The sequence below is a fragment of the Streptococcus sp. 2020WUSS084 genome (genome assembly GCF_044427445.1).
Lineage (GTDB): Bacteria > Bacillota > Bacilli > Lactobacillales > Streptococcaceae > Streptococcus > Streptococcus suis.
The window spans coordinates 1-26,098 of the sequence record NZ_JAOTGC010000005.1 but is presented as its reverse complement, the minus strand read 5'-3'; the positions used below and the strand labels follow the sequence as shown (position 1 = coordinate 26,098).

The following is a 26,098-nucleotide window of genomic DNA, read 5'->3' as shown; positions in this document are numbered from 1 at the left end:
AGCTGAAACCAAGCCGGTCAAGGGATTTGCTTAAGTTTTGCTTAAGAAAATGTTAGGAAATAGTTAAGAAAACGAACAAATGTAGGAATTTTCAGAAAATTCCTTGACATTCTACTTCCTTGTGATATTATAGTAGATAACAAATTTGCAGAGAGGAGGAATATTCGTGCAAGAAATTCAACTAGACCAACCGCGTTCGGGGTCCTATCTCATTTTGGACACCCTGCATCAGCTGGGAGTAGACCTTGTTTTTGGTTATCCTGGTGGGGCAGTTTTGCCTCTATATGATGCTATCTATCAATATGAGGGAATCCAGCATATTTTGGCTCGTCATGAACAAGGAGCGGTCCACGAGGCCGAAGGATACGCTAAATCATCAGGAAAGGTGGGCGTAGCCATTGTAACCTCTGGGCCAGGAGCTACCAATGCCATTACTGGAATTGCGGACGCAATGGGTGATAGTGTTCCTCTTTTAGTTTTTACTGGTCAAGTCGCAACACGTGGTATCGGTAAAGATGCTTTTCAGGAAGCAGATGTCTTGGGGATGACAATGCCGATTACCAAGTACAATTACCAAATTCGGGATACGGCAGATATTCCTAGAGTCATCACAGAAGCTCTCTATATTGCAACAACAGGTAGACCGGGTCCCGTTGTTATTGATGTTCCAAAAGACATCCAAGAAAGAGTTGTTGATTTTTATCATGACCCAACTCTACACCTACCAAGTTATCAGCCAACGATTGAACCAAATGGTTTGCAGGTTAAGAAAATCTTGAAACAGCTTAGTCAAGCTCAAAAACCAGTAATATTGGCTGGTGGTGGTGTCAATTATGCAGATGCCAATAAAGAATTAGTTGCCTTTGCAGAGCGCTACCGTATTCCAGTAGTTTCAACCCTCCTTGGATTAGGTGCAATGCCCATTGAGCATGAATTATCCTTGGCTATGGGGGGGATGCACGGTTCATACGCTGCCAATATGGCTATGGATCAGGCTGATTACATTATCAATATTGGAGCGCGATTCGATGACCGCCTAACAGGAAATCCAACAACCTATGCGCCAAATGCGACGGTAGCACATATTGATATTGATCCCGCTGAAATTGGTAAAGTTGTCAAAACGGATATTCCAGTAGTGGGCGATGCTAAGGCAACCTTGAAAGCTCTATTTGCTTTAGAAACAGTCGAAACAGGCTATGCTGATTGGACGGCACAAGTATTGGAAAACAAACGTCGGGCGCCATTTTGGTATGATGAAGATGAAAAGGTTATTAAGCCACAGGCGGCAATTGAATTAATTGGTCAGTTGACGCAAGGGGATGCCATTGTCGTGACAGATGTTGGTCAGCATCAAATGTGGGCTGCCCAATTCTACCCCTACAAACATGCACGTCAACTTGTAACATCTGGAGGCATGGGAACCATGGGCTTTGGTATTCCTGCAGCTATCGGCGCCAAATTAGCCAATCCAGATAAAGAAGTAATCATCTTTGTTGGTGATGGCGGCTTCCAAATGACCAACCAAGAATTGGCTATTTTGAATGGCTATGGTGTACCGATTAAGGTCGTATTGATTAATAACCACTCTCTTGGCATGGTGCGTCAATGGCAGGAATCCTTCTATGGAAAGCGTCGTAGCCAATCTGTATTTGACGATGAACCGAATTTCCAATTGTTGGCGGAGGCCTACGGAATTAGTCATTATAGTTTTGACAATCCAGCGACTCTAAGTGAAGACATGAAAGTTATCTTAGAAGATAAACCAATGCTCATAGAGGTTCATATTTCTAATCGTGAACATGTTCAACCGATGGTGCCAGCAGGTAAGAGCAATGCAGAAATGTTGGGGGTGAAGTTCAATGCGTAGAATGTTAACAGCTAAATTGCGAAATTCATCTGGTGTTCTGAATCGTTTTACAGGTGTCCTATCTCGTCGCCAAATCAATATTGAGTCCATCTCAGTCGGCCCAACAGAAGTAGATGGCATCTCACGTGTGACGGTGATTGTAGACGTGGCCAGTCACGATGAGGTCGAACAAATCATCAAACAGCTAAACCGCTTGATTGATGTGGTCCGTGTCCGTGATTTGACGGACATTCCCCACTTAGAGCGTGAGGTGATTCTTATTAAAATTTCAGCTCCGCCAACAAAACGAGCAGAAATTTTAGCGATTATCCAACCTTTTAGAGCAAATGTTGTTGATGTGGCACCGCACTCCATTACCATTCAAATGACAGGTGATGGAGATAAGATTGACGCCCTCCTGCGTGTGATTCAGCCTTATGGCATCAAGAATATCGCAAGAACGGGGGCGACTGGTTTTAGTAGAGACTAATCCTTTTCGATACTAAAACCTATCCTGCGTTGACTTGGCTTGATGAATTTTAGTTCTATCTTCGCCTGGTCTAGCCGTCATTTTCTTTGAACATCCAAAACTACAAATAAAAATAGAAAAGAGAATCTTATGACAGTAGCAATGCAATATGAAAAAGATGTAACAGTAGCAGCACTTGACGGCAAGCGTATCGCCGTTATCGGTTATGGTTCGCAGGGCCATGCCCATGCCCAAAACTTGCGTGATACAGGACACGACGTCATCATCGGTGTGCGTGCAGGCAAGTCATTTGACAAGGCAAAAGAAGACGGTTTTGAAACTTTTGAAGTAGCAGAAGCAGCAAAACAAGCAGATGTCATCATGATCTTGGCTCCAGACGAAATCCAAGCTGACCTTTACAATGAAGAAATCGCTCCAAACTTGGAAGCAGGCAATGCCCTTGGTTTTGCCCATGGTTTCAACGTTCACTTTGAATTTATCAAGGTACCAGCAGATGTGGATGTCTTCATGTGTGCACCAAAAGGTCCAGGTCACTTGGTCCGCCGTACCTTTGAAGAAGGTTTTGGAGTACCAGCCCTCTATGCTGTTTACCAAGATGCAACTGGCAATGCAAAACATATTGCGATGGACTGGGCAAAAGGTGTTGGTTCAGCCCGTGTTGGTCTTCTAGAAACAACTTTCAAGGAAGAAACGGAAGAAGACTTGTTTGGTGAGCAAGCTGTTCTCTGCGGTGGCTTGACAGCACTTATGCAGGCAGGTTTTGAAGTCTTGACAGAAGCTGGTTATGCACCAGAATTGGCTTATTTCGAAGTTCTCCACGAGATGAAACTTATCGTTGACCTTGTCTACGAAGGTGGCTTTAAGAAAATGCGCCAATCTATCTCAAACACTGCTGAATTCGGTGACTATGTATCAGGTCCACGCGTGATTACAGACCAAGTCAAAGAAAACATGAAGGCAGTCCTTGCAGATATTCAATCTGGTAAATTTGCAAATGACTTTGTAAATGACTATAAAGCAGGCCGTCCACGTATGGAAGCTTATCGTAAAGAAGCAGAGAATCTTGAAATCGAAAAAGTAGGTGCAGAACTCCGCAAAGCAATGCCATTTGTCGGACGCAATGATGACGACGCATTCAAAATCTATAATTAAACACTATCAAGGTAGATAGGGTGATAGTCAGCTTTACTTTGAGTGATGGCAATACATTTAAGGTTTGAGTTGGCGGATGAGGGGATGTCATTCCCTTTTTCCCTATCTCTGAAAAATGAATAAAAGAGCTGGTTTTTTCCGGCTCTTTTGCCCATTTCATTCAAGAATATATTAATACTCATTTAAAATCAAAAATAGCCACCTACCACTCCAAGTGGATATGGAGCGTTTCGATTTTGTTATTTTTTTAGAAGAAAACAGCTACTTGAAATCCACAATCCTCAACTCAAACTTATAAATTAAGGTTTCACATGTTATAAGTAGCTTAGACTTGCTATTTTTGATTTTTATTGAGTATAAAAAATAAAAAAGTTCGTTTTTTATAAAATGACATAATAATAGTTTAAATACTAGGAATTTCTAGGGAATATTGATACAATAAATATAGAAAGAAATTGATGGAACTATGATTACAGCAAAAAATGTAGAACAAGCATACTCCGTTCTTAAGCGCGTGGTAGTACGTACCCCCTTGGATTATAGTCGATACTTGTCGGAAAAATATGGTGCAACTATTTATTTAAAAAGAGAAAATGAACAGCGTGTTCGCTCTTTTAAAATTCGAGGAGCCTATTATGCTATTTCACAATTGACAGATGATGAGAAGTCACGCGGAGTGGTCTGTGCTTCGGCCGGAAACCATGCTCAAGGTGTGGCCTACACCTGTCAGGAAATGCAAATTCCTGCTACGATTTTTATGCCCATTACAACTCCGCAACAAAAAATAGGGCAGGTTAAATTTTTCGGAGGAGACTACGTAGAGATTCGGCTCGTAGGTGATACCTTCGATGAGTCAGCCAAGGCAGCACAAGATTATACTCAGGAAAGTGGGAAAACATTTATAGACCCATTCGATGATGAAAATGTGCAGGCTGGTCAGGGAACAGTAGCCTATGAAATCTTGGAAGAAGCGGAAGAGCAAACCATTAGTTTTGACCAAATTTTAGTTCCCATAGGAGGAGGTGGTCTGGTTGCAGGCGTTTCGGCCTATCTGAAAGAACATGCACCTGAAATTAAGATTGTTGGTGTTGAAGCAAGTGGGGCACGGTCAATGAAAGCAGCATTTGATAAAGGCCGTCCGGTTAAATTAGACCAAATTGATAAATTTGCTGACGGTATTGCGGTACAGAAAGTTGGTAAGTCGACCTACGAAGTGGCTCGGAAATACGTAGATCGCCTGATTGGTGTGGATGAAGGATGGATTTCCGGGACTATTTTAGACCTCTATTCTAAGCTGGGTATTGTTGCTGAGCCAGCAGGAGCAGCAACGATTGCAGCTCTTGAGGTAGTCAAGGACCAAATCAAGGGGCAAACCATTTGTTGTATCATTTCTGGTGGTAATAACGACATCAACAGGATGCCGGAAATGGAGGAACGTGCGCTTATCTACGAGGGAATTAAACACTACTTTGTTGTTAATTTTCCACAACGTCCAGGGGCTCTTCGTGAATTTGTAAATGATATTCTAGGGCCAAATGATGATATTACTCGTTTTGAATATATCAAACGTGCCAATAAGGGAACAGGGCCGGTTCTAATCGGTATTGCCCTAGGAGATAAAACAGATTATACGCAGTTTATTTCTCGCTTGGAAGAGTTTGATCCCCAGTACATCAATCTTCATGAAAATGATTCGCTTTATAAAATGCTAGTTTAGGAGGTCATTATGGTGCTTGGTCCAATTGTTTTTATTGGTAGTTTCTTGTTCTTTGTACTGATTGCTTTGATTTTGATTGCTTCAGGGCTATACGTTGTCAAGCAGCAGACGGTCGCTATTATTGAGCGCTTTGGGAAATACCAAAAAACATCTACTTCAGGTATTAACTTTAAAATACCATTTGGAGTCGATGTCATCGCAGCCCGCATTCAATTGCGGATGTTGCAAAGTGAAATTGTGGTAGAAACCAAGACGCAGGATAACGTTTTTGTCACAATGAATGTGGCAACTCAATATCGAGTAAATGAAAATAATGTGACGGATGCCTATTACAAGCTCATGCACCCAGAAGCACAGATTAAGTCCTATATTGAAGATGCCCTGCGTTCATCTGTACCTAAATTGACCCTGGATGAGCTCTTCGAAAAAAAGGATGAGATTGCACTTGAGGTACAAAAACAAGTAGCAGAAGAAATGTCAACCTACGGTTATGTTATTGTCAAAACCTTAATTACCAAGGTAGAGCCAGACGCCGAGGTTAAACAATCTATGAATGAAATTAACGCAGCTCAGCGGAAACGGGTTGCGGCCCAGGAATTGGCAGAAGCTGACAAGATTAAAATTGTCACAGCAGCAGAAGCAGAAGCTGAAAAGGATCGCTTGCATGGTGTAGGTATTGCACAACAACGTAAGGCGATTGTAGACGGACTGGCAGATTCGATTCGTGAACTAAAAGAATCAAATGTTAGCCTATCTGAAGAGCAGATTATGTCTATCTTGCTGACCAACCAATACTTGGATACTCTTAATAATTTTGCACAAGGAGGTAATCAAACTATCTTCCTTCCGGGGAATCCGGAGGGGGTCGAAGACATAAGGACGCAAATACTATCATCTCTTAGGGCAAAATGATGGTAAAAAGCGAACATTTTACTTGACAAAATAGGTTAAAACATATTATACTAAATTGCACGAATAAAAAAGAAAGGGGTTTCTAATGACTAGTTACGAAAAAGTAGCCGCTGTTGTCGGCTGGGTTCGTGAAAAGAAAATCACAGGTTACCGTATCAGTAAGGAAACAAATGCTCGTGAAATGTCAGTTATCGCTCTTGCACAAGGTCGCGCTAAGATTGACAATATTTCATTTGCAACTGCCTTGGGTTTGATTGATTTTTACGACAAAAACCACAAGAAATTTGAAAACTAATCTAAATGGTTTCGTTTAGAGATGTCCAAAAAGAGGAATTTTGCGATTCCTCTTTTTTTTAGTCTAAAAAAACTTACCAGCTTTGAAACTGGTAAGTAATAGTCTTCTATGGAACAGATTGGGTTTATCCAAGGAAACGCTGAAGGAATTCACGTGTGCGTTCTTCTTGTGGATTTTCAAAGATTTGTTGAGGGCTGCCTTCTTCGGCGATGACACCCTTATCCATAAAGATAACGCGGTCAGATACGTCACGGGCAAATTCCATTTCGTGAGTTACGATAAGCATCGTCAATCCTGATTTTGCCAAATCTTGCATGGTTTTGAGAACTTCTCCGACCATCTCTGGATCGAGAGCAGAAGTCGGCTCATCAAAGAGGATAACTTCTGGGTCAACAGATAGGGCACGTGCAATGGCCACACGTTGTTTCTGTCCACCAGAGAGTTGACTTGGTTTGGCTTGCCAGTACTGTTCGGTCATGCCAACCTTGTTGAGGTTTTCCTTGGCGATTTTCTCTGCCTCAGCTCGCTCTCGTTTCAGTACCGTAGTTTGTGCTACAATGGCATTTTCCAATACATTTAGATTGTTGAAAAGGTTGAAGGATTGGAATACCATACCTAGTTTTTCACGGTAAGTCGTCAAGTCATATCCTTTATCCAAAACATCTTGTCCGTGGTATAGAATCTGTCCTTCAGTTGGTGTTTCCAAAAGGTTGATAGATCGGAGGAAGGTTGATTTTCCTGAACCAGATGAACCGATGATTGAGATAACCTCGCCCTTTTCAACGCTAATAGAGATGTCTTTGAGGACTTGATTTTGTCCGTATGATTTCTTTAGATTTTTGATTTCAAGAATTACATTTTTAGTCATGTGGCACCTCGACTTGCATTTGGTTTGCACCTGTTGTGTATGTATCTGTATCAAAATGCTTTTCAACTGCGCGTAAGATACGTGTCACAGTAAAGGTTAGAATGAAGTAGATAATAGCAATAACCGTAAAGGTTTGGAAATATTGATAGGTTTGGGTTGCGACAGTATTTCCTGAGAAATAGAGTTCAACAACTGAGATAACGTTCAATACAGAAGTATCTTTGATATTGATGACAAATTCATTACCAGTCGCTGGTAAGATGTTACGAATAACCTGTGGAAGGACAATCTTACGCATGGTCTGATTATGGGTAAATCCGAGAGCAGTCGCAGCTTCAAATTGGCCCTTATCGACGGCAAAGATACCACCGCGGACAATCTCACTCATGTAGGCACCTGTGTTGATGGATACAATGAAGATAGCGGCAAGTGTGCGGTCAAGATTGAGTCCGAATGCTTGGGCGGTACCATAGTAAATAACCATGGATTGTACAATCATCGGCGTACCACGGAAAATTTCGATGTAGATATTGATAATCCAACCGAGCACTTTTTGACCAATAGCAAGCGCCTTGTTTGCTGCTTTTGGAGCTGTACGGAAGACACCGATGAGGAGACCAATAGCAGTACCGATAATTGTACCGAGGATGGAAATGAGTAATGTCATCCCGGTTCCGCGCAGAAGTTGTTGCCAGTTGTTAACAACAATATTCCAAACTTGGGCGAAGAAACTAGGTGTTTCGCCCTCGCTGGCTTCTTCAACGGGTTGGTTTTCAATCATATCATCCATAAGTGCGATTTGCTCTTCTTCTGAAATAGTTGCTAAGACTTCGTTGACCTGAGTGATACGAGCGTCATCTTTGCGCATACCGACAGCAATGGTCACGTCTTCGGCATTGGTTTCAAAACTGTCTGCCAATTCAACCATTTTGAAAGCTTTATTTGCAGCTTCTGCTGTACGACCTTCTGGACGTTCAGAAACATAGGCGTCAATAATGCCAGATTCTAAAGCTTGACGGATTTGGGAGAAATCTCCCATGGCAGTCTGTTTGTTAGCCCCTTCAATTTGGTCAATCAAATCATAGAGGTAAACCCCTTGCTGGGCAGTGATTTTTGTGCCAGTAAAATCTGCCAAGCTGGTTGCGTTTGCGTACTGACTATCAGAACGAACAACCAGGGTAGGAATTGAAGTGTAGTAGCTATCTGAGAAGGCAATTTCTTTCTTGCGCTCTTCTGTCGGGCTCATACCGGCGATAATCATATCGATTTTACCCGATGTAAGAGCAGGGACCAACCCTTCCCACTTGGTTTTAACAACCAAGAGTTCTTTGTCCATGGATGCAGCGATTTTTTTTGCAACCTGAACATCATATCCGTTGGCAAATTGATTGGTTCCCTCAATAGGAACGGCACCGTTGCTATCATCTTCTTGGGTCCAGTTAAATGGTGCGTAGGCGGCTTCCATACCGACCCGCAGGTATTCGTCTGCCCGAACCCCTGTTGTTACAGAAAAAACAGCGATTAGGGTCAGCAGAAATATACTGAGTTTACGTTTCATAATGTCTCCTTTAAAATGCTATTACACCATTTTATTAAAAATTCTGACAAATTTCAATATCCTTGTACTATGAATAGGGAGTTTTTTATGATATAATGTAGAGAATTGATGAAAAGGAGCTTTTTATGCTATTGGAATTGTTGAAGGCTATATTTTTAGGAATCATTGAAGGGGTAACGGAATGGTTGCCAGTTTCTTCAACTGGGCATTTAATTTTGGTTCAAGAGTTCGTGAAATTAAACCAAAGTAAGAACTTCCTAGAAATGTTTAATATTGTCATTCAGCTAGGAGCAATTCTAGCAGTTATGACTATTTACTTTAAAAAATTGAATCCATTTCAGCCTGGAAAAACCAAGCGTGATATTCAATTGACTTGGCAATTATGGGCCAAGGTTGTCATTGCCTGTATTCCGTCCATCCTAATTGCAGTCCCGTTGGATAATTGGTTTGAAGCGCACTTCAATTTTATGGTACCGATTGCGATTGCTTTGATTGTCTACGGTATTGCCTTTATTTGGATTGAGAACCGTAACAGAGGTGTAGAGCCACAGGTGACGGACTTAGCGAAAATGTCTTATAAAACTGCCTTGTTGATTGGGTGTTTCCAGGTCTTAAGTATCGTTCCGGGGACTAGTCGCTCAGGTGCGACCATTCTGGGAGCAATCATTTTGGGGACCAGCCGATCTGTGGCGGCAGATTTTACCTTCTTCCTTGGGATTCCAACCATGTTTGGTTATAGTGGCTTGAAGGCTGTTAAATATTTCTTAGATGGCAATAGTCTGAATATGGAGCAGGTATGGCTCTTGTTAGTCGCTAGTGTGACGGCTTACTTGGTATCCTTAGTTGTTATTCGTTTCTTGACAGACTTTGTTAAAAAACATGATTTCACAGTTTTTGGTTACTACCGCATCATTTTAGGGGCGATTTTATTGGTTTATGCCTTTATCACATTTTTATTTTAAGAGCAGGGAGACCTGCTTTTCTTTTGTCTTTCGAGCTTGGTTTTAGTATAATGGTGGAAGATATGTATGAGTATTGAAAATGATCAATCAATTTTAAGAAATTGATGAATCAATGAATGAGGTAGTTATGAAAGTAAAGCAAATTAGTGATTCAACCTTGAAAATCACTATAAAATTAGATGATTTGGAAGAGAGAGGAATGGAACTTTCGGACTTTCTCATTCCGCAAGAAAAGACAGAGGAGTTCTTCTATACTGTTTTGGATGAATTGGATTTACCAATGACTTTCCGAGAAAGCGGTATGCTGAGTTTTCGTGTGACTCCGAAGCCAGATCGGGTGGACATCTTTGTTACCAAGTCTGATTTGGATCAGAGCTTGAATTTCGATGAATTTACAGATTTGTCGGAACTTGGTGATGTCGCAAGTATGACTCCAGATGAGTTTTTTAAGAGTTTGGAGCAAACCGTTCGTGAGAAAAGCGCACCGGATGCAACAGCCGTTCGTCATTTGGAAGAGGTAGAGCAAGAGGAAGAAGCAGATGAAGAGGAGCAGGAGCGCTATATTTACTATATTTTGGAATTTCCAACGATAGAGGATCTGTTTACTTTTGTTGGTACGGTTGATTATCCAGTAGAAGAATCGGAATTATATAAAATGGATGGTCACTACTACTTGACCGTTCTTATCAATGTAGAAAATCGTTCCAAGCAGTATCCAGGCTACATTCTCTCACGAATGTTGGAATTTACCAATGATACGAAGTTGACCAGACCTGCTTTACAAGAACACGGAACTTTGATGCTTCCGCTTGCGGCAATCGAGGAGCTTAGGAAGGTTCCGACAGTATGATTCCTTTTGCTCTAAAATACATAATGGTCATTATTACAACCATGGTCATATCAGCCATTGCGACCCCCTTGGTTCGTTTTATGTCCCTGAGGGTTGGAGCAGTCGATAATCCCAATGCACGGCGGATAAATAAGGTGCCCATGCCTTCAGCGGGAGGTCTGGCCATCTTTGTGGCGTTTACCATTTCTGTCCTATGGTTTTTACCAGGAATTGTTACCCGTGTCAATTACCATGGCACTTACTTGCATTATATCTTGCCTCTGGTCCTAGCATCCAGCATTATCGTTCTTACGGGATTCATTGATGATGTCAAGGAGCTAAAGCCTGCTCCTAAAATGTTTGGTATTCTAGCTGCAGCGACGATCATTTGGATTTTTACGGAATTTCGTTTTGATAGCTTTAAAATTCCTTTTGGAGGACCTTTCCTTCAATTTCCTGTCTGGCTCTCTTTTCTATTAACGGTCCTTTGGATTGTTTCCATTACGAATGCAGTCAACTTGATTGATGGTCTGGATGGTCTGGTTTCGGGAGTATCGATTATTTCCTTGACAACGATGGGAATTGTGTCTTATTTCTTTTTGCATGATAGCAATATTTTTTTGACCTTAACCATCTTTGTTTTGGTTGCGGCGATTGTTGGTTTTTTACCTTACAACTATAATCCCGCCATCATTTATCTTGGCGATACAGGTGCCCTCTTCATCGGGTTTATGATTGGAGTCTTGTCCCTTCAAGGACTGAAAAATTCGACAGCTGTTGCAGTGGTTACTCCGATGATTATTCTTGGAGTGCCTATTACGGATACTGTAGTAGCCATCATTCGTCGAAAATTGTCTGGGCAAAAAATCTATGAAGCAGATAAGATGCATCTGCATCATCGCTTGCTCTCTCTGGGACTTACTCATCGTGGCACAGTATTGGTGATTTACACCATCTCTTTCTTATTCTCCCTGACCTCTCTTTTGCTCAATGTTTCGAGTCGAATAGGGGGTATTCTCCTATTGGTGACCATGGGACTGGGGATTGAGATTCTCTGTGAATTGATTGGCATCTTTGGTATTAATAGAACTCCATTGCTCAATCTTCTTCGGTTTATTGGTAATAGTAGTTACCGTCAAGAAAAAATCGCAAAGTATAAAAAGTGCTACGAAGAGAAAAAAAGAAAATAAGAATCTTTCTAAACAAGATAAGAGCCGTCAGGCTCTTTTTTTGATATAATATAGTGGATATGGTTAATTAAAATTGTCAGAAAAGACTATTTTATAGATTAACACTCTCTGAAAATCATCATTAACAAGAAAAAGAGGCAGGGCTCAAGCCCCGCACCACTTCTCAAAGTTAGCGTCAACATCTCAGCGCAGTAGTGGTTGATTGGGTTTAACAGTCCAGTGGAGTGAGGCTGGGCTCAAGCCCCGTACCGCTTCTCAACGTTAGTGTCAACATCTCAGCGCAGTGGTTGATTGGCAGATTTGTTCGTGTTTTACACTTCAAATCTGACCTAATCAACTGTGCGGGGGTGGGAAAACGAACTCTTCTATGGATGGTCGAGTTCTTTCCCACTCCCAGCTCAACAACTTAAAACTAGGACTTGTTGACGGACTCTTCTATGAATGGTCGAGTTCTTTCTCCACTGCCAAAGTTGAGTCTTATCGGTGTATCTAGTTAGCTTGGTCAGTTAATGTGGTTTTTGAAGAGGACAAAAATGAAAAGGAGCACAACATGTCAGTATTAGAGATCAAAGACCTTCATGTGGAAATTGAAGGCAAAGAAATCTTGAAGGGGGTGAATTTGACCCTTAAAACAGGAGAAATTGCAGCCATCATGGGACCGAACGGAACAGGAAAATCCACCCTTTCAGCAGCCATCATGGGCAATCCAAGTTATGAAGTTACCCAAGGTGAGATTCTGTTTGACGGTGTCAATATTTTAGAATTAGAAGTCGATGAACGTGCCCGTATGGGACTCTTCTTGGCTATGCAATACCCGTCAGAAATTCCAGGGATTACTAATGCGGAATTTCTTCGTGCCGCAATGAACGCTGGTAAGGAAGACGAAGACAAGATTTCTGTTCGTGATTTCATTACTAAGTTGGATGAAAAGATGGAGCTCCTTAACATGAAAGAGGAAATGGCAGAGCGTTACCTCAACGAAGGCTTCTCAGGTGGTGAGAAAAAACGCAATGAGATTCTGCAATTACTCATGTTGGAACCAACTTTTGCCCTTCTTGATGAGATTGACTCAGGTTTGGACATCGATGCCCTTAAAGTCGTGTCAAAAGGGATCAATGCTATGCGTGGTGAAGGCTTTGGTGCCATGATTATCACTCACTACCAACGCTTGCTCAACTACATCACTCCTGATGTTGTCCATGTCATGATGGAAGGCCGTGTCGTGCTTTCAGGCGGACCAGAATTGGCGCAACGCTTGGAAAAAGAAGGATATGTCCAAGTTGCAGCAGAGCTTGGCATCGACTACAAAGAAGATGACATTTAAGTCTTTGGAGGAAGCTATGACCAAAGAAAAGATTCAAGAATTTTCAGCCTTGCAGGCAGAACCAACTTGGTTGACAGACCTGCGCCTTAAGGCTTTTGACAAAATAGCAGAGCTGGACTTGCCGGTTATCGAGCGGGTCAAATTTCATCGTTGGAATCTAGGTGACGGAAGCCTAGCTACAAATGATGAAATCGGAGCTGTGCCAGATTTTACAGCTATTGGTGATAATCCTATGTTGGTACAGGTTGGCAGCCAAACGGTTTTAGAGCAGTTGCCGGTTGACCTTGTAGAAAAAGGTGTGGTCTTTACGGACTTTGCCTCAGCTATGGATTTTATTCCAGATGTTATCGAGAAATATCTTGGAGTAGCCGTAGCCTACGATGAGCACAAATTAGCAGCCTACAACACAGCCTATTTTAACGCAACAGCTGTCCTCTACGTACCAGATAATGTTGAAATCGACCAGCCAGTTGAGGCCCTTTTCTACCAAGACAGCACCAGTCCAGTTGCCTTTAACAAACGTGTCCTCATCATCGCTGGAAAAAATGCCAAGCTTAATTATCTAGAACGCTTTGAAAGTCTGGGAGACGGAGCAGTAGCGACTTCAGCCAATATTGTCGTGGAAGTAATTGCTCTTGCTGGTAGCCAAATCAAGTTTGCGGCTATTGACCGCCTTGGTAAGCATTTAGATACCTACCTCAACCGTCGTGGCTATCTCGGAAACGATGCAACGATTGACTGGGCGATTGGTCTGCTCAACGAAGGAAATGTGGTTGCCGATTTGGACAGCGAATTAAAAGGAAACGGCAGTCATGCCAACCTCAAAGTTGTCGGCCTTTCATCTGGTCGTCAGGTACAAGGTGTGGATACGCGCGTGACCAACTACGGTCATAATTCGGTCGGTCACATCCTGCAACATGGGGTTATCTTAGAAAGCGGAACCTTGACATTTAATGGTATCGGACACATTGTTCGTGGTGCCAAAGGTGCGGATGCCCAGCAAGAAAGCCGTGTCCTCATGCTGTCTGACAAGGCTCGCTCCGATGCCAACCCAATTCTCCTTATCGATGAGAATGAGGTCACAGCTGGACACGCAGCCTCAATCGGTCAGGTAGATCCAGAAGACATGTACTACCTCATGAGTCGTGGTCTGGACCGAGCAACTGCTGAACGCTTGGTTGTTCGCGGTTTCCTTGGCGCAGTCATTACCGAAATTCCTGTCAAGGAAGTTCGTGACCAACTGATTGCCGTGATTGAAGAAAAACTAACAAAGAGATAAGATATGGATTTGGAACGCATTCGCAAGGATTTTTCAATCCTAGACCAAGTTGTTAACGATGAGCCGCTGGTCTATTTGGACAATGCGGCGACCACTCAAAAACCGCAGCAGGTACTAGATGTGCTGGCGGATTATTACCAGAAGGACAATGCCAATGTCCACCGTGGCGTTCACACTCTATCTGAGCGGGCGACGGCTCGCTACGAGGCGGCTCGACAGAAGGTGGCAGATTTTATCCAGGCCAAGTCTAGCAAGGAAATCCTCTTCACCAGAGGAACGACCACCAGTCTTAACTGGGTGGCTCAGTTTGCAAAGGAAATTCTCCAGCCAGACCAGGAAGTGATCCTCTCGGTCCAAGAGCACCACTCCAATATCATCCCTTGGCAGCAAGCCTGTCAGCAAACAGGTGCTAAGCTCCGCTATGTGACCCTAAAAGACGGCGAGCTAGACATGGACCACCTGCGGTCGCTACTGTCTTCCAAGACCAAGTTTGTCTCCCTAGCCCACGTGTCCAATGTCCTAGGTGGCGTGGCTCCTATTGGGGAAATAGCAGAGCTGGTGCATCAAGTCGGTGCCTACTTGGTGGTGGACGGAGCCCAGTCAGTTCCCCACATGGCCGTCAACGTGCAAGAATTAGATGTGGACTTTTATGCCTTTTCAGGTCATAAAATGTTAGGACCGACAGGAATCGGCGTTCTCTACGGCAAGGAAGAATTGCTCAATCTCATGTCGCCTGTTGAATTCGGTGGTGAGATGATTGACTTTGTCTATGAGCAGTCAGCCACTTGGAAGGAATTGCCTTGGAAGTTTGAAGCTGGAACGCCTAACATTGCAGGTGCCATTGGGCTGGGAGCGGCCATTGATTACCTAACGGAAATTGGCATGGACGCTATTCAGGCCCACGAGGCAGAGCTGGTTGACTATGTCTTTCCCAAATTACAGGCTATTTCAGGTTTGACCATTTATGGCAGTCAGGACCTGTCCAAGCGGACGGGAGTTATCGCCTTTAACTTGGACGACTTGCATCCACATGACGTGGCAACTGCCTTGGACTATGAAGGTGTTGCTGTGCGGGCTGGCCACCATTGTGCCCAACCGCTTCTCAGGTACTTGCAGGTGCCCGCCACCGTGCGAGCAAGTTTTTACATCTACAATACCAAGGCCGACTGTGATAAGTTGGTTGAGGCAATCATCAAGACAAAGGAGTTTTTCAATGGCCCTATCTAGATTAGACTCTCTTTATATGGCAGTTGTGTCTGAGCACTCCAAGTCGCCTCGTCACCGCGGAAGTTTGGACGGAGTGGAAAAGTTAGAACTCCACAATCCAACCTGTGGCGATGTGATTGAACTATCAGTCAAGATTGAAAAAGATGTGATTGCCGATATTGCTTTTGACGGAGTTGGGTGCACCATTTCAACCGCATCAGCTTCTATGATGACTGAAGCAGTGCTTGGCAAAGAAATCAGTCAGATTCAAGAACTAGCAGAAATCTTCTCACAAATGGTCCAAGGTCAAGAAGACCCACGCCAGAAGGAACTGGGAGACGCCTCCCTCCTCGCAGGTGTTGCCAAATTCCCCCAACGCATCAAATGTGCCACATTACCGTGGAATGCCCTGAAGAAAGCACTGGAACGAAGTGACAGTGCTGAATGAAGGGTAACTGCGACATGAGCGATTTTGGTCGATATTACCAAAATCAGCCAATTAGTAAGCCACTTAGCAAGGTTGATTAGAACCTTGCGTTACTTGGTTAGGAACTTTAGTTCCAACCAAGTTTAGTGTCTTGAAGAAAGCAATCGAACGAAGTGAAGATGCTTACTGAGCATCATCGAATAAACAAAAATGAAAATCATACAGAAAGGATTGTTCAGTTTCTGATTGGAAATGAAATTGAACTCGCCCTAAAAGCTTTTGAAAAAAGATAAATCTCCGCGTGTGTTTGCACACGAAGTCGATTTCCTGTTTTTCATTTGCTTTCTTAAGGGGCTTAGTATCTTATATTATGTCAGAAGAAAGAATTGAACCAACCCCGATTGATCTTGGAGAATACAAATTCGGTTTCCATGACGAGAACGTGGAACTGGTGGCTTCGACAGGTAAGGGTTTGAACGAAGAAGTCATTCGTGAAATGTCCCGTATCAAAGGCGAGCCTGAATGGATGTTGGAATTCCGTTTGAAATCCTACGAAACCTTCAAGAAAATGCCGATGCAGACTTGGGGAGCCGACTTGTCTGAGCTGGATTTTGATGACATTGTCTATTACCAAAAACCGTCAGATAAGCCAGCACGCAGCTGGGATGATGTACCAGACAAAATCAAGGAAACCTTTGAACGCATCGGTATTCCAGAGGCCGAGCGTGCCTACCTAGCAGGTGCTTCTGCCCAGTATGAATCAGAAGTGGTCTACCACAACATGAAGGAAGAGTACGACAAGCATGGCATTATCTTTACGGATACCGACACGGCTCTCAAGGAACATCCAGAACTCTTCAAAAAATACTTTGGAAAACTTGTTCCGCCGTCAGATAATAAACTAGCTGCCCTCAACTCAGCGGTTTGGTCAGGTGGAACCTTCATCTATGTACCAAAAGGTGTCAAGCTGGATATTCCACTCCAAACCTACTTCCGTATCAACAATGAAGGAACAGGTCAGTTTGAACGCACCCTCATCATCGTAGATGAAGGGGCAAGTGTTCACTACGTAGAAGGCTGTACGGCACCGACCTACTCAACGGCAAGTCTTCATGCAGCGATTGTGGAAATCATCGCCCACGAAGGTGCCTATATGCGTTATACCACCATTCAGAACTGGTCAGACAATGTCTATAACTTAGTAACCAAGCGTGCTCGTGCTGAGAAAAATGCTACAGTTGAGTGGATTGACGGAAACCTTGGTGCCAAAACGACCATGAAATACCCTGCGGTTTACCTAGAAGGTGAAGGGGCACGTGGAACCATGTTGTCCATTGCCTTTGCTAATAAGGGGCAGGCCCAAGATACCGGTGCTAAGATGATTCACAACGCCCCACGCACCTCATCATCTATCGTATCCAAATCCATTGCCCGTGGTGGTGGAGAGGTCAACTACCGTGGTCAAGTGACCTTTGCTAAAAATTCAGCCAAGTCTATCAGCCACATTGAATGTGATACCATTATCATGGATGATATTTCCAAATCAGATACCATTCCATTTAATGAAATCCACAACTCACAAGTGGCCCTCGAACACGAAGCAAAAGTATCCAAAATCTCAGAAGAACAGCTTTACTACCTCATGAGCCGTGGCTTGTCCGAGTCAGAAGCCACAGAGATGATTGTCATGGGCTTTGTCGAACCATTCACAAAAGAACTCCCAATGGAATACGCAGTCGAACTCAACAGACTGATTGCCTATGAAATGGAGGGCTCGGTTGGTTAGATTTTTGGCAATTTAGCAAACATGAGTTTGCTAAAAGCCAAAAAATCTCCAACCGAGGTGGGAGATAAGGAGTAGCGAAAGCTACTCTACATTGTAATGCCAACGCTCGTTGGAAATAAGGAGCGTTAGAAATCGCTCCTCTTTGTAATTCAGCCAACCTTGTGACTCAAACAGCTTTAAAGCTGTTCAAGCCCGTCAAACTCCCCACTGAGGTAGGAGATGAGGAGCGACGGTAGTCACTCTTCTTTATAAATTGACGAATGGAATTGTTACCTTCCACGCTCGTCATTTTCCGTCAGGAACTCTCACCAACTCACTCTCCAACCGAGGCTGGAGATAAGGAGTAGCGGTTGTCACTCTACGATAAAAAAATAGTATGTCGAAAATCGTTCGACATACTATTTTTTTATAATTTTTCATTGACATAGCGGACAAATTGATTCCACCATGAGAATGGCCAGGATGCTTCTTTCATATCGCTAGGGATAATCATATCGACACCAGCTTGTTCGGAAATATAACCTTTTCCAATGAGATCTTGATCTTTCAGTTGCAGTTTGCCAACTAGGGTCCCTGCTTTGAGGGGAGCATCAATTTCTTTTATATCCGTTGTGAAAGTTGCGGTGGGGACATTATCAGTTTGATTTCGTTGAACAACAGTTAAATCTGCTGCCGCAACAACAGGACTTGTTTCTTTTTCGCCATTGAAAACCTTTATCTTACTATCTTCAAAAGCTTCACCTTTTTTTACTAGCGTAACAAGCGAAAAGTTAGAATAAACATAGTTCATCAAATCATTTGTCGCAACAAATCGATTTTCTGGAGAGGTCAGCCCATCAGTGGCATTCAATACTACTGTGATAATGCGCATACCAGCTTGTTGAGTTGTTGCAAGAAAACTTGAACCAGCCGAGTTTGAGGTCCCTGTTTTTAAGCCGTCCACCCCTCCACGAGCGTGAGTGCCGTCGCTCAGCATTTGGTTGGTGCTATAGTAAGTGTAGCCACCAAAATCGTAGGCGTTTAGTGAGGTAATGTCGAGTACCTGAGGATAATCGAGTATTAATCGTCTTGCGATGATAGCAACATCTAGGGCCGAAAACATATTTACATCTTCAGGACTGGAACCTGGATAAATATTTTCACCCAAGTCGGTATTATCTAGCCCGGATACATTGACAATTTTTGTATCGGTAATTCCCCATTCTTGGACTTTTGCCTTCATTCGATCCACGAATGCAGCTTCGCTACCGGCTATTTTTCCTGCCAAAGCAATAATAGCACTGTTGGATGATGTTATTAAAGAAGCGTTTAATAGGTCTCTTACAGAATAGGAGCGTTCATCTAGATTGACATTGCTTAATTCAGTATTAGAAGTGAGGCTATAGGGATAATCAGAAATATCTACCATAGTATCTAAAGTGATTTCCCCCTTTGCCAGTGCTTCGTAGACCAGGTAAATGCTCAATGTCTTACTGATAGAAGCAATGCTTGCTTTGGTTTCGGCATCTTGCTCATACAAGATTTTGCCGCTACTTACTTCAACCGCGATAGCATGCTTGGCTGCAACAGAAAAATCTTCTGCCAAAATAGGTGTGGAAGTTAAAAAAACAGCAAGGATTGTAGTGAGTGTTAGTAAAAGTTTACGCATAATCATTCCTTTTTGGGGTATTTTATTCTATTATATCACAAGAAATGTGAGAAAAATTTGGAAAAAACATGTAAAAAATGAGAAAATGATGAAAAAATATGTTTTTACAAAATTTTCTGACAAAAAGACTTTATTTAAGAAAAATTTATGATATAATGATTTTTATAAGACATAGTAATAAGTGTCAAACAAAAAGAAAACAGAGGTGTTTTATGAAAAAGACAACGAAACTTTTTGCACTTGCAGGTGTGACTCTCCTTTCAGCATCTGTTCTTGCAGCATGTGGTTCAAAACAATCAGGTGCAGCAAAACAGGAATTGTCATTCCCAGCTGAAGTAAAACAAGATGGAACAGCAGTCGCAGATGCTCAATTGAAATATGCATTTGTGTCACCAACAACTTCATCGGGTCTCTTGATTGACGAGTTGACTGAGAATACTACTGATTCAACATTTGGTGGTATGGTTGATATTTCAATGTTCGGTTACGATGGAGATCGTAAGTTGGATGATTCTGGTCTTGCTAAGGCTGAATTTGATGTGAAAGGTAAGAAAATCACAGTCAGCTTGACTGGTAAGGATTACAAGTGGTCAGATGGTGAGCCATTCACAATCAACGACTATATCTTTACAATTAAGTCAATGGCAAGCAAAGACTATACAGGTATTCGTTTTGATGATAAATTCTTGAACATTGAAGGTATGCAAGAATTTGTTGATGGAAAAGCATCAGACATCTCTGGTATTAAGAAAGTTGATGACTATACAGTAGAATTAACTGTAAAAGAAATGTCCCCTTCAATGATGTATGCAGGTGGTGATGTCCCAGCCTATATCCAACCAGAACACATCTATAAAGACATCCCTGTTGCAGACTGGGAAAAGAGCGAATACTCACGTACTGCGAAGCTTGTTGGTATGGGTCCGTGGAAGATTAAAGAAATCGTCAATGGTGAGTCTATCACTTACGTACCAAACGAATACTTCTTCAAAGGTACGAAACCAAAAACAAGCTCATTGAAGATTGACATCGTATCTCCTGATACTATTGTTTCTGAAATGAAAGCGGGGAATTATGATATTGCTGACATGCCAGTAGATCAGTTGGATTCATATAAAAAAGCATCTAACTTGAATATTGTTGGTTCTTTGGACTCATCTTATGAATACATTTCATTTAATTTTGGTAAATATGACGAAGCAGCCGGTAAGAACGTTATGGACGAAAATGCCAAGATGAATGATGTGAAACTTCGTCAAGCAATTGCCTATGCGATTGATACTAAGACAGCTGGTGAGTCATTGTACAATGGTCTTTACCACCCTGCAAAATCATTGATTATCTCATTCTTCGGAGATATTCATGATTCAGAGTTGGAAGGCTATTCATACAATCCTGAAAAAGCGAAAAAGCTTTTGGATGAAGCTGGCTACAAAGATGTAGATGGCGATGGTATCCGTGAAGGCAAAGATGGTAAGGCATTCAAGATTACCTTTGCGGCTCGTAAACGTACTGAAGCTAACGAAGCGCTTGTACAACAATACATTGCTTGGTGGAAAGAAGTTGGCTTGAATGTCGAACTTTACACAGGACGTACAGTTGAAGGTAAGTCGTTCTATAACTCAGTTCAGGCTAATGATGCTGCTATTGATATGTATGCTGGTGGATGGTCAACAGGTTACGATCCAAACCCAAGTGGTCTATGGGGACCTATCGCAGCCTTCAATATGTCACGTTTCGTGTCTGATGAAAACACTAAGTTATTGGAAGCAATTAGTTCGACAGAATCATTTGACGACAAGAAAAATGTTGAGAACTATAAGGCTTGGCAAAAATATGCTTACGAACAAGCATTTGCTATTCCAACATTTGAATCTGAGTCAATTGTAGCACTTAACAAACGCGTGAAAAACTATGACACTAACTACGGTTCAGCTTCAGGTAAAGGTATCGCTCTTGAGAATATCGAACTTACTGCTGATAAAGGTGTAGTGGCAGAATAATTTGTTAGAAGACAATAAAATCTGAAAAAGCCAATTTGATTGGCTTTTTTCAGATTGCTATTGGAATTTTCAGATAATTGTGGTATAGTAGATTCAGTACACAAAAATGAGTCCCTACTAACAAAAACTCAAGATGAAAAACATTAACCTACTCAATTCCTAATTGAGACAGTGATAGGGATGGTCTTGATTTATGATTGGATATAGGTACATTTTTTACTTCTGGGTAATCGCTATCAAACGATAATTTGGTAGAAATATGTTATTCTAGAGTAGTTATATAAAGTCAGTTAATCAAACATTATATGAACTTGATAATCGTAAGGCTATTGAATTGATTGAGCTTGATTAGCTGGCACATAAAGGAGGAAAAAGCGTGGCTACCGAAAAACCGCTTTTAGACATTAAAGATTTACACGTCGGTTTCCGTATTGGAGATGATTATTTTGACGCTGTTGACGGTGTTGATATCTCATTGCAAAAAAATGAAATTTTGGCAATTGTAGGGGAATCTGGCTGTGGTAAATCAACTTTGGCAACGACCATCATGGGCTTGCATAACCCTTTGAATACCAAAATCACAGGAAGCATCCAGTACAATGATATGGAATTGATTGGCATGGATGAAGCTAAGTACAATACGGTACGTGGTAATGATATTGGTATGATTTTCCAAGATCCCTTGGCTTCTCTAAATCCATTGATGACGATTGGTGCACAGATTGATGAGGCACTGTTCTATCATACTGATTTGGATGCCAATGCTCGTACAGAGCGAGTTTTGGAACTCTTGGCTCAGGTAGGTATTCCAAATCCTAAGCGGACATTTAAACAGTATCCACATGAGCTTTCAGGTGGTATGCGTCAGCGTATCATTATTGCGATGGCCTTGTCTTGTAAACCGCCAATTATTATTGCGGACGAACCTACAACGGCCTTGGATGTTACAATTCAAGCACAAATCTTGGATCTCTTAAATGATATTCAAGCGGAGACAGGTTCGGGTATTATTTTGATTACCCATGACTTGGGAGTGGTTGCAGAGACTGCTGATCGTGTGGCGGTCATGTACGGTGGTCAGTTTGTCGAAGTAGCGCCAGTAGAAGAATTGTTTACCAATCCAAAACATCCATATACACGTTCGCTCTTGAAGTCAAATCCTCAATCAGGTAGCGAGGGTGGCGATCTTCATGTTATTGAAGGTATTGTGCCGCCGATTACAAAAATGGTTCGTAAGGGTTGCCGTTTTGCTCCGCGTATTCCGTGGATTGGAGCAGAAGCTCATGAAGAGAATCCGAGTATGCACGAGGTAGGCCCAAATCACTTTGTTCGTTGTACCTGCCATGAGACATTCTATTTTGAAGGGGAGGCCTAATAGTGGGATTTATTGAAGTAAAAGATTTAAAAGTCCATTATCCAATTCGTAGTGGCTTCTTTAACCGTGTGACGGATCATGTCTATGCTGTCGATGGCGTTAATATTGAGTTTGAAGAAGGAAAAACCTATGGTTTGGTAGGTGAGTCAGGTTCTGGGAAATCGACCATTGGTAAGGCAATTATCGGTTTAGAGCGTGCCACTTCTGGTCAGATTATCTATGAAGGACAAAATGTAACCAACAAATCACGTGGTAAAAAAGGAAACTTTAATCGTGATGTTCAAATGATTTTCCAAGATTCTCTTTCAAGTTTCAACCCGAAAAAACGTATCTTGGACATCATTGCAGAACCAATTCGTAACTTTGACCGTTTATCTCCAGATGAAGAAAAGAAAAAAGTTCTTCAACTCTTGGATACAATCGGTCTAAATGAAGAAGCTCTGATTAAATATCCTCACGAATTCTCAGGTGGTCAACGCCAACGTATCGGTGTTGCTCGTGCCTTGGCTAGTAATCCTCGTTTGATTATTGCAGACGAGCCGGTTTCTGCCTTGGATTTGTCTGTGCAGGCACAGGTCTTGAACTATATGAAACGTATCCAAGATGAGTTTAAGCTCAGCTATCTCTTTATTTCCCATGACCTCGGTGTTGTGCAACACATGTGTGATGAATTGTTCATCATGTATCGCGGACGTTTCGTAGAAACAGGAAATAAGAACGATATTTATAATAATCCACAACACATTTATACTAAACGTTTGTTGTCAGCTATTCCAACGATTGACCCACTCAATCGATTGAAGAATAAAGAAAAGCGTTTGGCTGCTGAAAAAGAATATCAAGAAATGCAAGGTCAATACTATGATGAAAACGGTCGTGTGTACGATTTGAGATCCTTCTCAGAAACTCATCAAGTAGCCCTTCCAGAAGGAGGTCAGAACTAAGATGTGGAAAACAGTATTACGTCGTTTACTCATGATGATTCCGCAGATTATTATTTTGAGTGTCATTGCGTTCTTTGTTGCGAAGATGATGCCGGGAGATCCCTTTACAGGATTGATTGACCCCAATATTGATCCAGCAATCATTGAACAAAAACGGATTGCGGCAGGTTACTATGACCCAATCCCTGTTCAGTATTTCCGCTGGGTAGGCAATCTTTTGCAAGGAGATTTTGGTCAGAGTGTTATTTTTAAACAACCAGTTGTTGATGTCATCATGCAGCGCTTGAATAATACAATTGGATTATCCCTCTTGACGATGGTATTGACTTATTTGATTGCCCTTCCATTGGGTATGATTGCAGGTCGTTATCAAAACTCACTTGCAGATAAAATCATTGGCGTGTATAACTTCTTGACATTTTCAACTCCAACTTTCGTTTTTGCCATTCTCATGCTCTGGATGTTTGGCTTTAGTTTGGGCTGGTTCCCGACGCGCGGTTCGATTAGTGGTGGTGTGGAAGGATTTGCAGCGACTCTCAGTCGTTTACACCATATGATTCTGCCAGCGATTACAATGGCTATTTTGTCAACAACAGTTACTATTCAATATCTCCGTACGGGGATTATTGATGCTAAGAGTCAGGACTATGTTCGTACAGCTCGTGCCAAAGGTGTTCCTGAGAGAGTTGTTTATAACCGTCATATTTTCCGTAATTCGATTTTACCAATCGCATCTTTCTTGGGCTATGAATTGACAGGATTAATTGGTGGTTCTATCTTTATTGAAAATATTTTCACTTACCCAGGTATCGGTCAGTTATTCTTTAACTCTATTTCTAGTCGTGACTATAGTGTTATCTTAGCTTTATTGTTGGTATTTGGTATGGGTACTTTGTTGGGGACATTGATTTCAGATATTATCATGAGTATCGTGGATCCACGTATCCGTGTGAAATAGAAGGAGGAGTAAGGTGAGTAAAGAAAATAAAAAACAAGTACAATCTGCTTCAACTCCTCCAGGTGGCTTCCGTGTCATCGCGCGGGAGTTTATGAAAGATCGACTTGCATTGACCTCATTAATTATCTTAGTGACGGTTCTCTTAGCAGTCTTTATCGGTGCACTTCTGTTGAATCAAGAACAAGTTATGAAAGTCAACCTTTTGGGACGTTACTTGGAACCAGGTGTTAACGGCTATATCTTGGGGACAGATGAAGGTGGTAAAGATATCTTTGGTCAGCTGATTATCGGTGCTCGTAACTCGATCATTATCGGTTTTACCATTACGATTATTACAAGTATTGTCGGAATCTCTGTCGGTCTGATTTCTGGTTATTATGGCGGTCGTTTGGACGGATTCTTGATGCGTATTGTCGATTTCATCATGATTTTGCCGGTGACAATGTTGATTATTGTTTTCGTGACAGTTATCAAGAACTATACAATCTATCATTTCATTCTTATCATGAGTGCCTTTTATTGGACGGCCAAGGCTCGTCTATTCCGTACAAGGACTTTGTCAGAGGCAAGCTTGGATTATGTCAATGCATCAAAAACATTGGGAACAAGCGACTTCATGATTATGTTCCGTGAAATTTTACCAAACTTAAGTTCATTGATTATCGTTAACTTGACCTTGAACTTTGCGGGAAATATCGGTATCGAGACTTCGTTGACTTATCTTGGTTTCGGTCTACCATCGACAGTACCAAGTTTGGGTACCTTGATTGCCAATGCCCGCAATGCAGATATTTTGGAAAACAAGACATGGATTTGGTTGCCAGCAGCCATCTTCATCCTTGTGATGATGCTCTGTATCAACTATGTCGGACAAGCTTTCCAACGTGCAGCAGATGCTAAGCAGCGTTTAGGTTAATTGTGAAAAGGGTTCCTTTGGGAGCAATGTCATTGAGTTAAGCATTTAAGTAGCTAAAGAAACTATTCCCGTCTGAGCAGTTGATGACAAGACGGGAATAGTTTTTGTATTTAGGGCGCACAAAAAGGAGGTTTTTTAACCCTATTTTTCAACTATTATGTTACTCTATAAGTGAAGCTTACAGGTACCTTGCTTTTTATCTTTCTTTGGAACGTTCGATTGGGTCGGATGATGGATAAATGTTTGGTAATGTAGGTTTCCAATTGGAAGGAAGTGAGTTCAGCTCTAAGAAATTTTCGACAGGCATAAACAGCGTCTGAAAAACAAATTTTATAAGCCTGTTTTAACTTTGATGTTTTAATAGCAACGTATGAGGTTAGCCATTTACAAACATTAAAATTGATAAAGCG

General features: G+C 42.0%; 22 protein-coding genes and 1 pseudogene. 19 read left to right on the top strand and 4 right to left on the bottom strand.

All coding sequences use genetic code 11. The annotated features are described in order from the left end of the window. Positions 1 to 166: 166 nt before the first annotated feature. The 6 genes from ODU50_RS04105 (at position 167) to ODU50_RS04080 (ending at position 6,415) form a co-directional block, all read left to right on the top strand. A complete protein-coding gene (locus tag ODU50_RS04105; protein WP_398581328.1) occupies positions 167 to 1,870 on the top strand; it encodes an acetolactate synthase large subunit in 1,704 nt (567 codons plus the stop codon). Continuing rightward, a complete protein-coding gene (gene ilvN, locus ODU50_RS04100; RefSeq protein WP_024395365.1) occupies positions 1,863 to 2,339 on the top strand; it encodes an acetolactate synthase small subunit in 477 nt (158 codons plus the stop codon). Before ODU50_RS04105 ends, ilvN begins: the two co-directional genes overlap by 8 nt. Positions 2,340 to 2,468: 129 nt before the next feature. Continuing rightward, on the top strand, positions 2,469 to 3,491 hold the full coding sequence (ilvC, locus tag ODU50_RS04095) for a ketol-acid reductoisomerase (RefSeq protein WP_044759844.1): 1,023 nt from the start codon (positions 2,469 to 2,471) through the stop codon (positions 3,489 to 3,491). Positions 3,492 to 3,957: 466 nt separating this feature from the next. Beyond that, on the top strand, positions 3,958 to 5,208 hold the full coding sequence (ilvA, locus tag ODU50_RS04090; RefSeq protein WP_002937416.1) for a threonine ammonia-lyase IlvA: 1,251 nt from the start codon (positions 3,958 to 3,960) through the stop codon (positions 5,206 to 5,208). A gap of 9 nt (positions 5,209 to 5,217) precedes the next feature. Next, positions 5,218 to 6,120: an SPFH domain-containing protein gene (locus tag ODU50_RS04085; RefSeq protein ID WP_002942264.1), complete on the top strand. Its 903-nt coding sequence runs from the start codon at positions 5,218 to 5,220 to the stop codon at positions 6,118 to 6,120. 85 nt (positions 6,121 to 6,205) lie between these two features. Then, positions 6,206 to 6,415 carry a hypothetical protein gene (locus tag ODU50_RS04080; RefSeq protein WP_009910800.1) on the top strand — a complete coding sequence of 70 codons (210 nt, stop codon included), beginning with the start codon at positions 6,206 to 6,208 and terminating at the stop codon, positions 6,413 to 6,415. Positions 6,416 to 6,539: 124 nt separating this feature from the next. On the opposite strand, the gene ODU50_RS04075 is transcribed toward ODU50_RS04080, so the two are convergent. Together ODU50_RS04075 and ODU50_RS04070 are read right to left on the bottom strand one after the other, a co-directional pair. Next, positions 6,540 to 7,283, bottom strand: coding sequence for an amino acid ABC transporter ATP-binding protein (locus ODU50_RS04075; RefSeq protein ID WP_105095944.1), 744 nt, complete (start codon positions 7,281 to 7,283; stop codon positions 6,540 to 6,542). Beyond that, a complete protein-coding gene (locus ODU50_RS04070) occupies positions 7,276 to 8,841 on the bottom strand; it encodes an ABC transporter substrate-binding protein/permease (protein WP_014638629.1) in 1,566 nt (521 codons plus the stop codon). Before ODU50_RS04070 ends, ODU50_RS04075 begins: the two co-directional genes overlap by 8 nt. A gap of 125 nt (positions 8,842 to 8,966) precedes the next feature. Between ODU50_RS04070 and ODU50_RS04065 the strand changes: the two genes are divergently transcribed. From ODU50_RS04065 to sufB, 8 genes are all read left to right on the top strand, one after another. Continuing rightward, a complete protein-coding gene (locus tag ODU50_RS04065) occupies positions 8,967 to 9,803 on the top strand; it encodes an undecaprenyl-diphosphate phosphatase (protein WP_014638628.1) in 837 nt (278 codons plus the stop codon). Positions 9,804 to 9,930: 127 nt separating this feature from the next. Continuing rightward, positions 9,931 to 10,653 (top strand): adaptor protein MecA, encoded by a 723-nt coding sequence (gene mecA / locus ODU50_RS04060; protein ID WP_002938171.1) that lies wholly within the window; start codon positions 9,931 to 9,933, stop codon positions 10,651 to 10,653. Beyond that, complete coding sequence (locus ODU50_RS04055) at positions 10,650 to 11,822, top strand: glycosyltransferase family 4 protein (RefSeq protein WP_398581327.1); 1,173 nt, start codon at positions 10,650 to 10,652, stop codon at positions 11,820 to 11,822. The genes mecA and ODU50_RS04055 overlap by 4 nt, the downstream gene beginning before the upstream one ends. A 550-nt stretch (positions 11,823 to 12,372) precedes the next feature. Continuing rightward, positions 12,373 to 13,146 carry a Fe-S cluster assembly ATPase SufC gene (sufC, locus tag ODU50_RS04050; protein ID WP_002938165.1) on the top strand — a complete coding sequence of 258 codons (774 nt, stop codon included), beginning with the start codon at positions 12,373 to 12,375 and terminating at the stop codon, positions 13,144 to 13,146. Between the two features lie 16 nt (positions 13,147 to 13,162). Then, positions 13,163 to 14,425, top strand: coding sequence for a Fe-S cluster assembly protein SufD (gene sufD, locus ODU50_RS04045; protein ID WP_024381049.1), 1,263 nt, complete (start codon positions 13,163 to 13,165; stop codon positions 14,423 to 14,425). 3 nt (positions 14,426 to 14,428) lie between these two features. Continuing rightward, positions 14,429 to 15,652, top strand: coding sequence for a cysteine desulfurase (locus ODU50_RS04040; protein ID WP_105159648.1), 1,224 nt, complete (start codon positions 14,429 to 14,431; stop codon positions 15,650 to 15,652). Next, entirely contained in the window at positions 15,639 to 16,079 is a 441-nt protein-coding gene (gene sufU, locus ODU50_RS04035; protein ID WP_024385595.1) for a Fe-S cluster assembly sulfur transfer protein SufU, read from the top strand. The genes ODU50_RS04040 and sufU overlap by 14 nt, the downstream gene beginning before the upstream one ends. Before the next feature lie 349 nt (positions 16,080 to 16,428). After that, complete coding sequence (gene sufB, locus ODU50_RS04030; RefSeq protein WP_105105668.1) at positions 16,429 to 17,844, top strand: Fe-S cluster assembly protein SufB; 1,416 nt, start codon at positions 16,429 to 16,431, stop codon at positions 17,842 to 17,844. A 406-nt stretch (positions 17,845 to 18,250) separates the two neighbouring features. Here sufB and pbp3 read toward each other — a convergent pair whose 3' ends face one another. Beyond that, the gene (pbp3, locus tag ODU50_RS04025; protein ID WP_105159647.1) at positions 18,251 to 19,492 is read right to left on the bottom strand and encodes a D-alanyl-D-alanine carboxypeptidase PBP3; all 1,242 of its coding nucleotides are present in this window, start codon (positions 19,490 to 19,492) and stop codon (positions 18,251 to 18,253) included. A 212-nt stretch (positions 19,493 to 19,704) separates the two neighbouring features. Here pbp3 and ODU50_RS04020 point away from each other — a divergent pair, with 212 nt between their 5' ends. From ODU50_RS04020 to ODU50_RS04000, 5 genes are all read left to right on the top strand, one after another. Then, a complete protein-coding gene (locus ODU50_RS04020) occupies positions 19,705 to 21,495 on the top strand; it encodes an oligopeptide ABC transporter substrate-binding protein (protein WP_105159646.1) in 1,791 nt (596 codons plus the stop codon). A gap of 376 nt (positions 21,496 to 21,871) precedes the next feature. Continuing rightward, complete coding sequence (locus ODU50_RS04015; protein ID WP_002942324.1) at positions 21,872 to 22,870, top strand: ABC transporter ATP-binding protein; 999 nt, start codon at positions 21,872 to 21,874, stop codon at positions 22,868 to 22,870. Between the two features lie 2 nt (positions 22,871 to 22,872). Then, positions 22,873 to 23,814 (top strand): ATP-binding cassette domain-containing protein, encoded by a 942-nt coding sequence (locus tag ODU50_RS04010; protein WP_002938145.1) that lies wholly within the window; start codon positions 22,873 to 22,875, stop codon positions 23,812 to 23,814. A gap of 1 nt (position 23,815) precedes the next feature. Then, on the top strand, positions 23,816 to 24,772 hold the full coding sequence (gene opp4B, locus ODU50_RS04005; protein WP_002938143.1) for an oligopeptide ABC transporter permease: 957 nt from the start codon (positions 23,816 to 23,818) through the stop codon (positions 24,770 to 24,772). Positions 24,773 to 24,785: 13 nt separating this feature from the next. Beyond that, the gene (locus tag ODU50_RS04000; protein ID WP_044759829.1) at positions 24,786 to 25,688 is read left to right on the top strand and encodes an ABC transporter permease; all 903 of its coding nucleotides are present in this window, start codon (positions 24,786 to 24,788) and stop codon (positions 25,686 to 25,688) included. 155 nt (positions 25,689 to 25,843) lie between these two features. Here the strand turns inward: ODU50_RS04000 and ODU50_RS03995 are convergent. Next, positions 25,844 to 26,098 (bottom strand): annotated as a pseudogene (locus tag ODU50_RS03995) (IS4 family transposase); the annotation flags it as partial.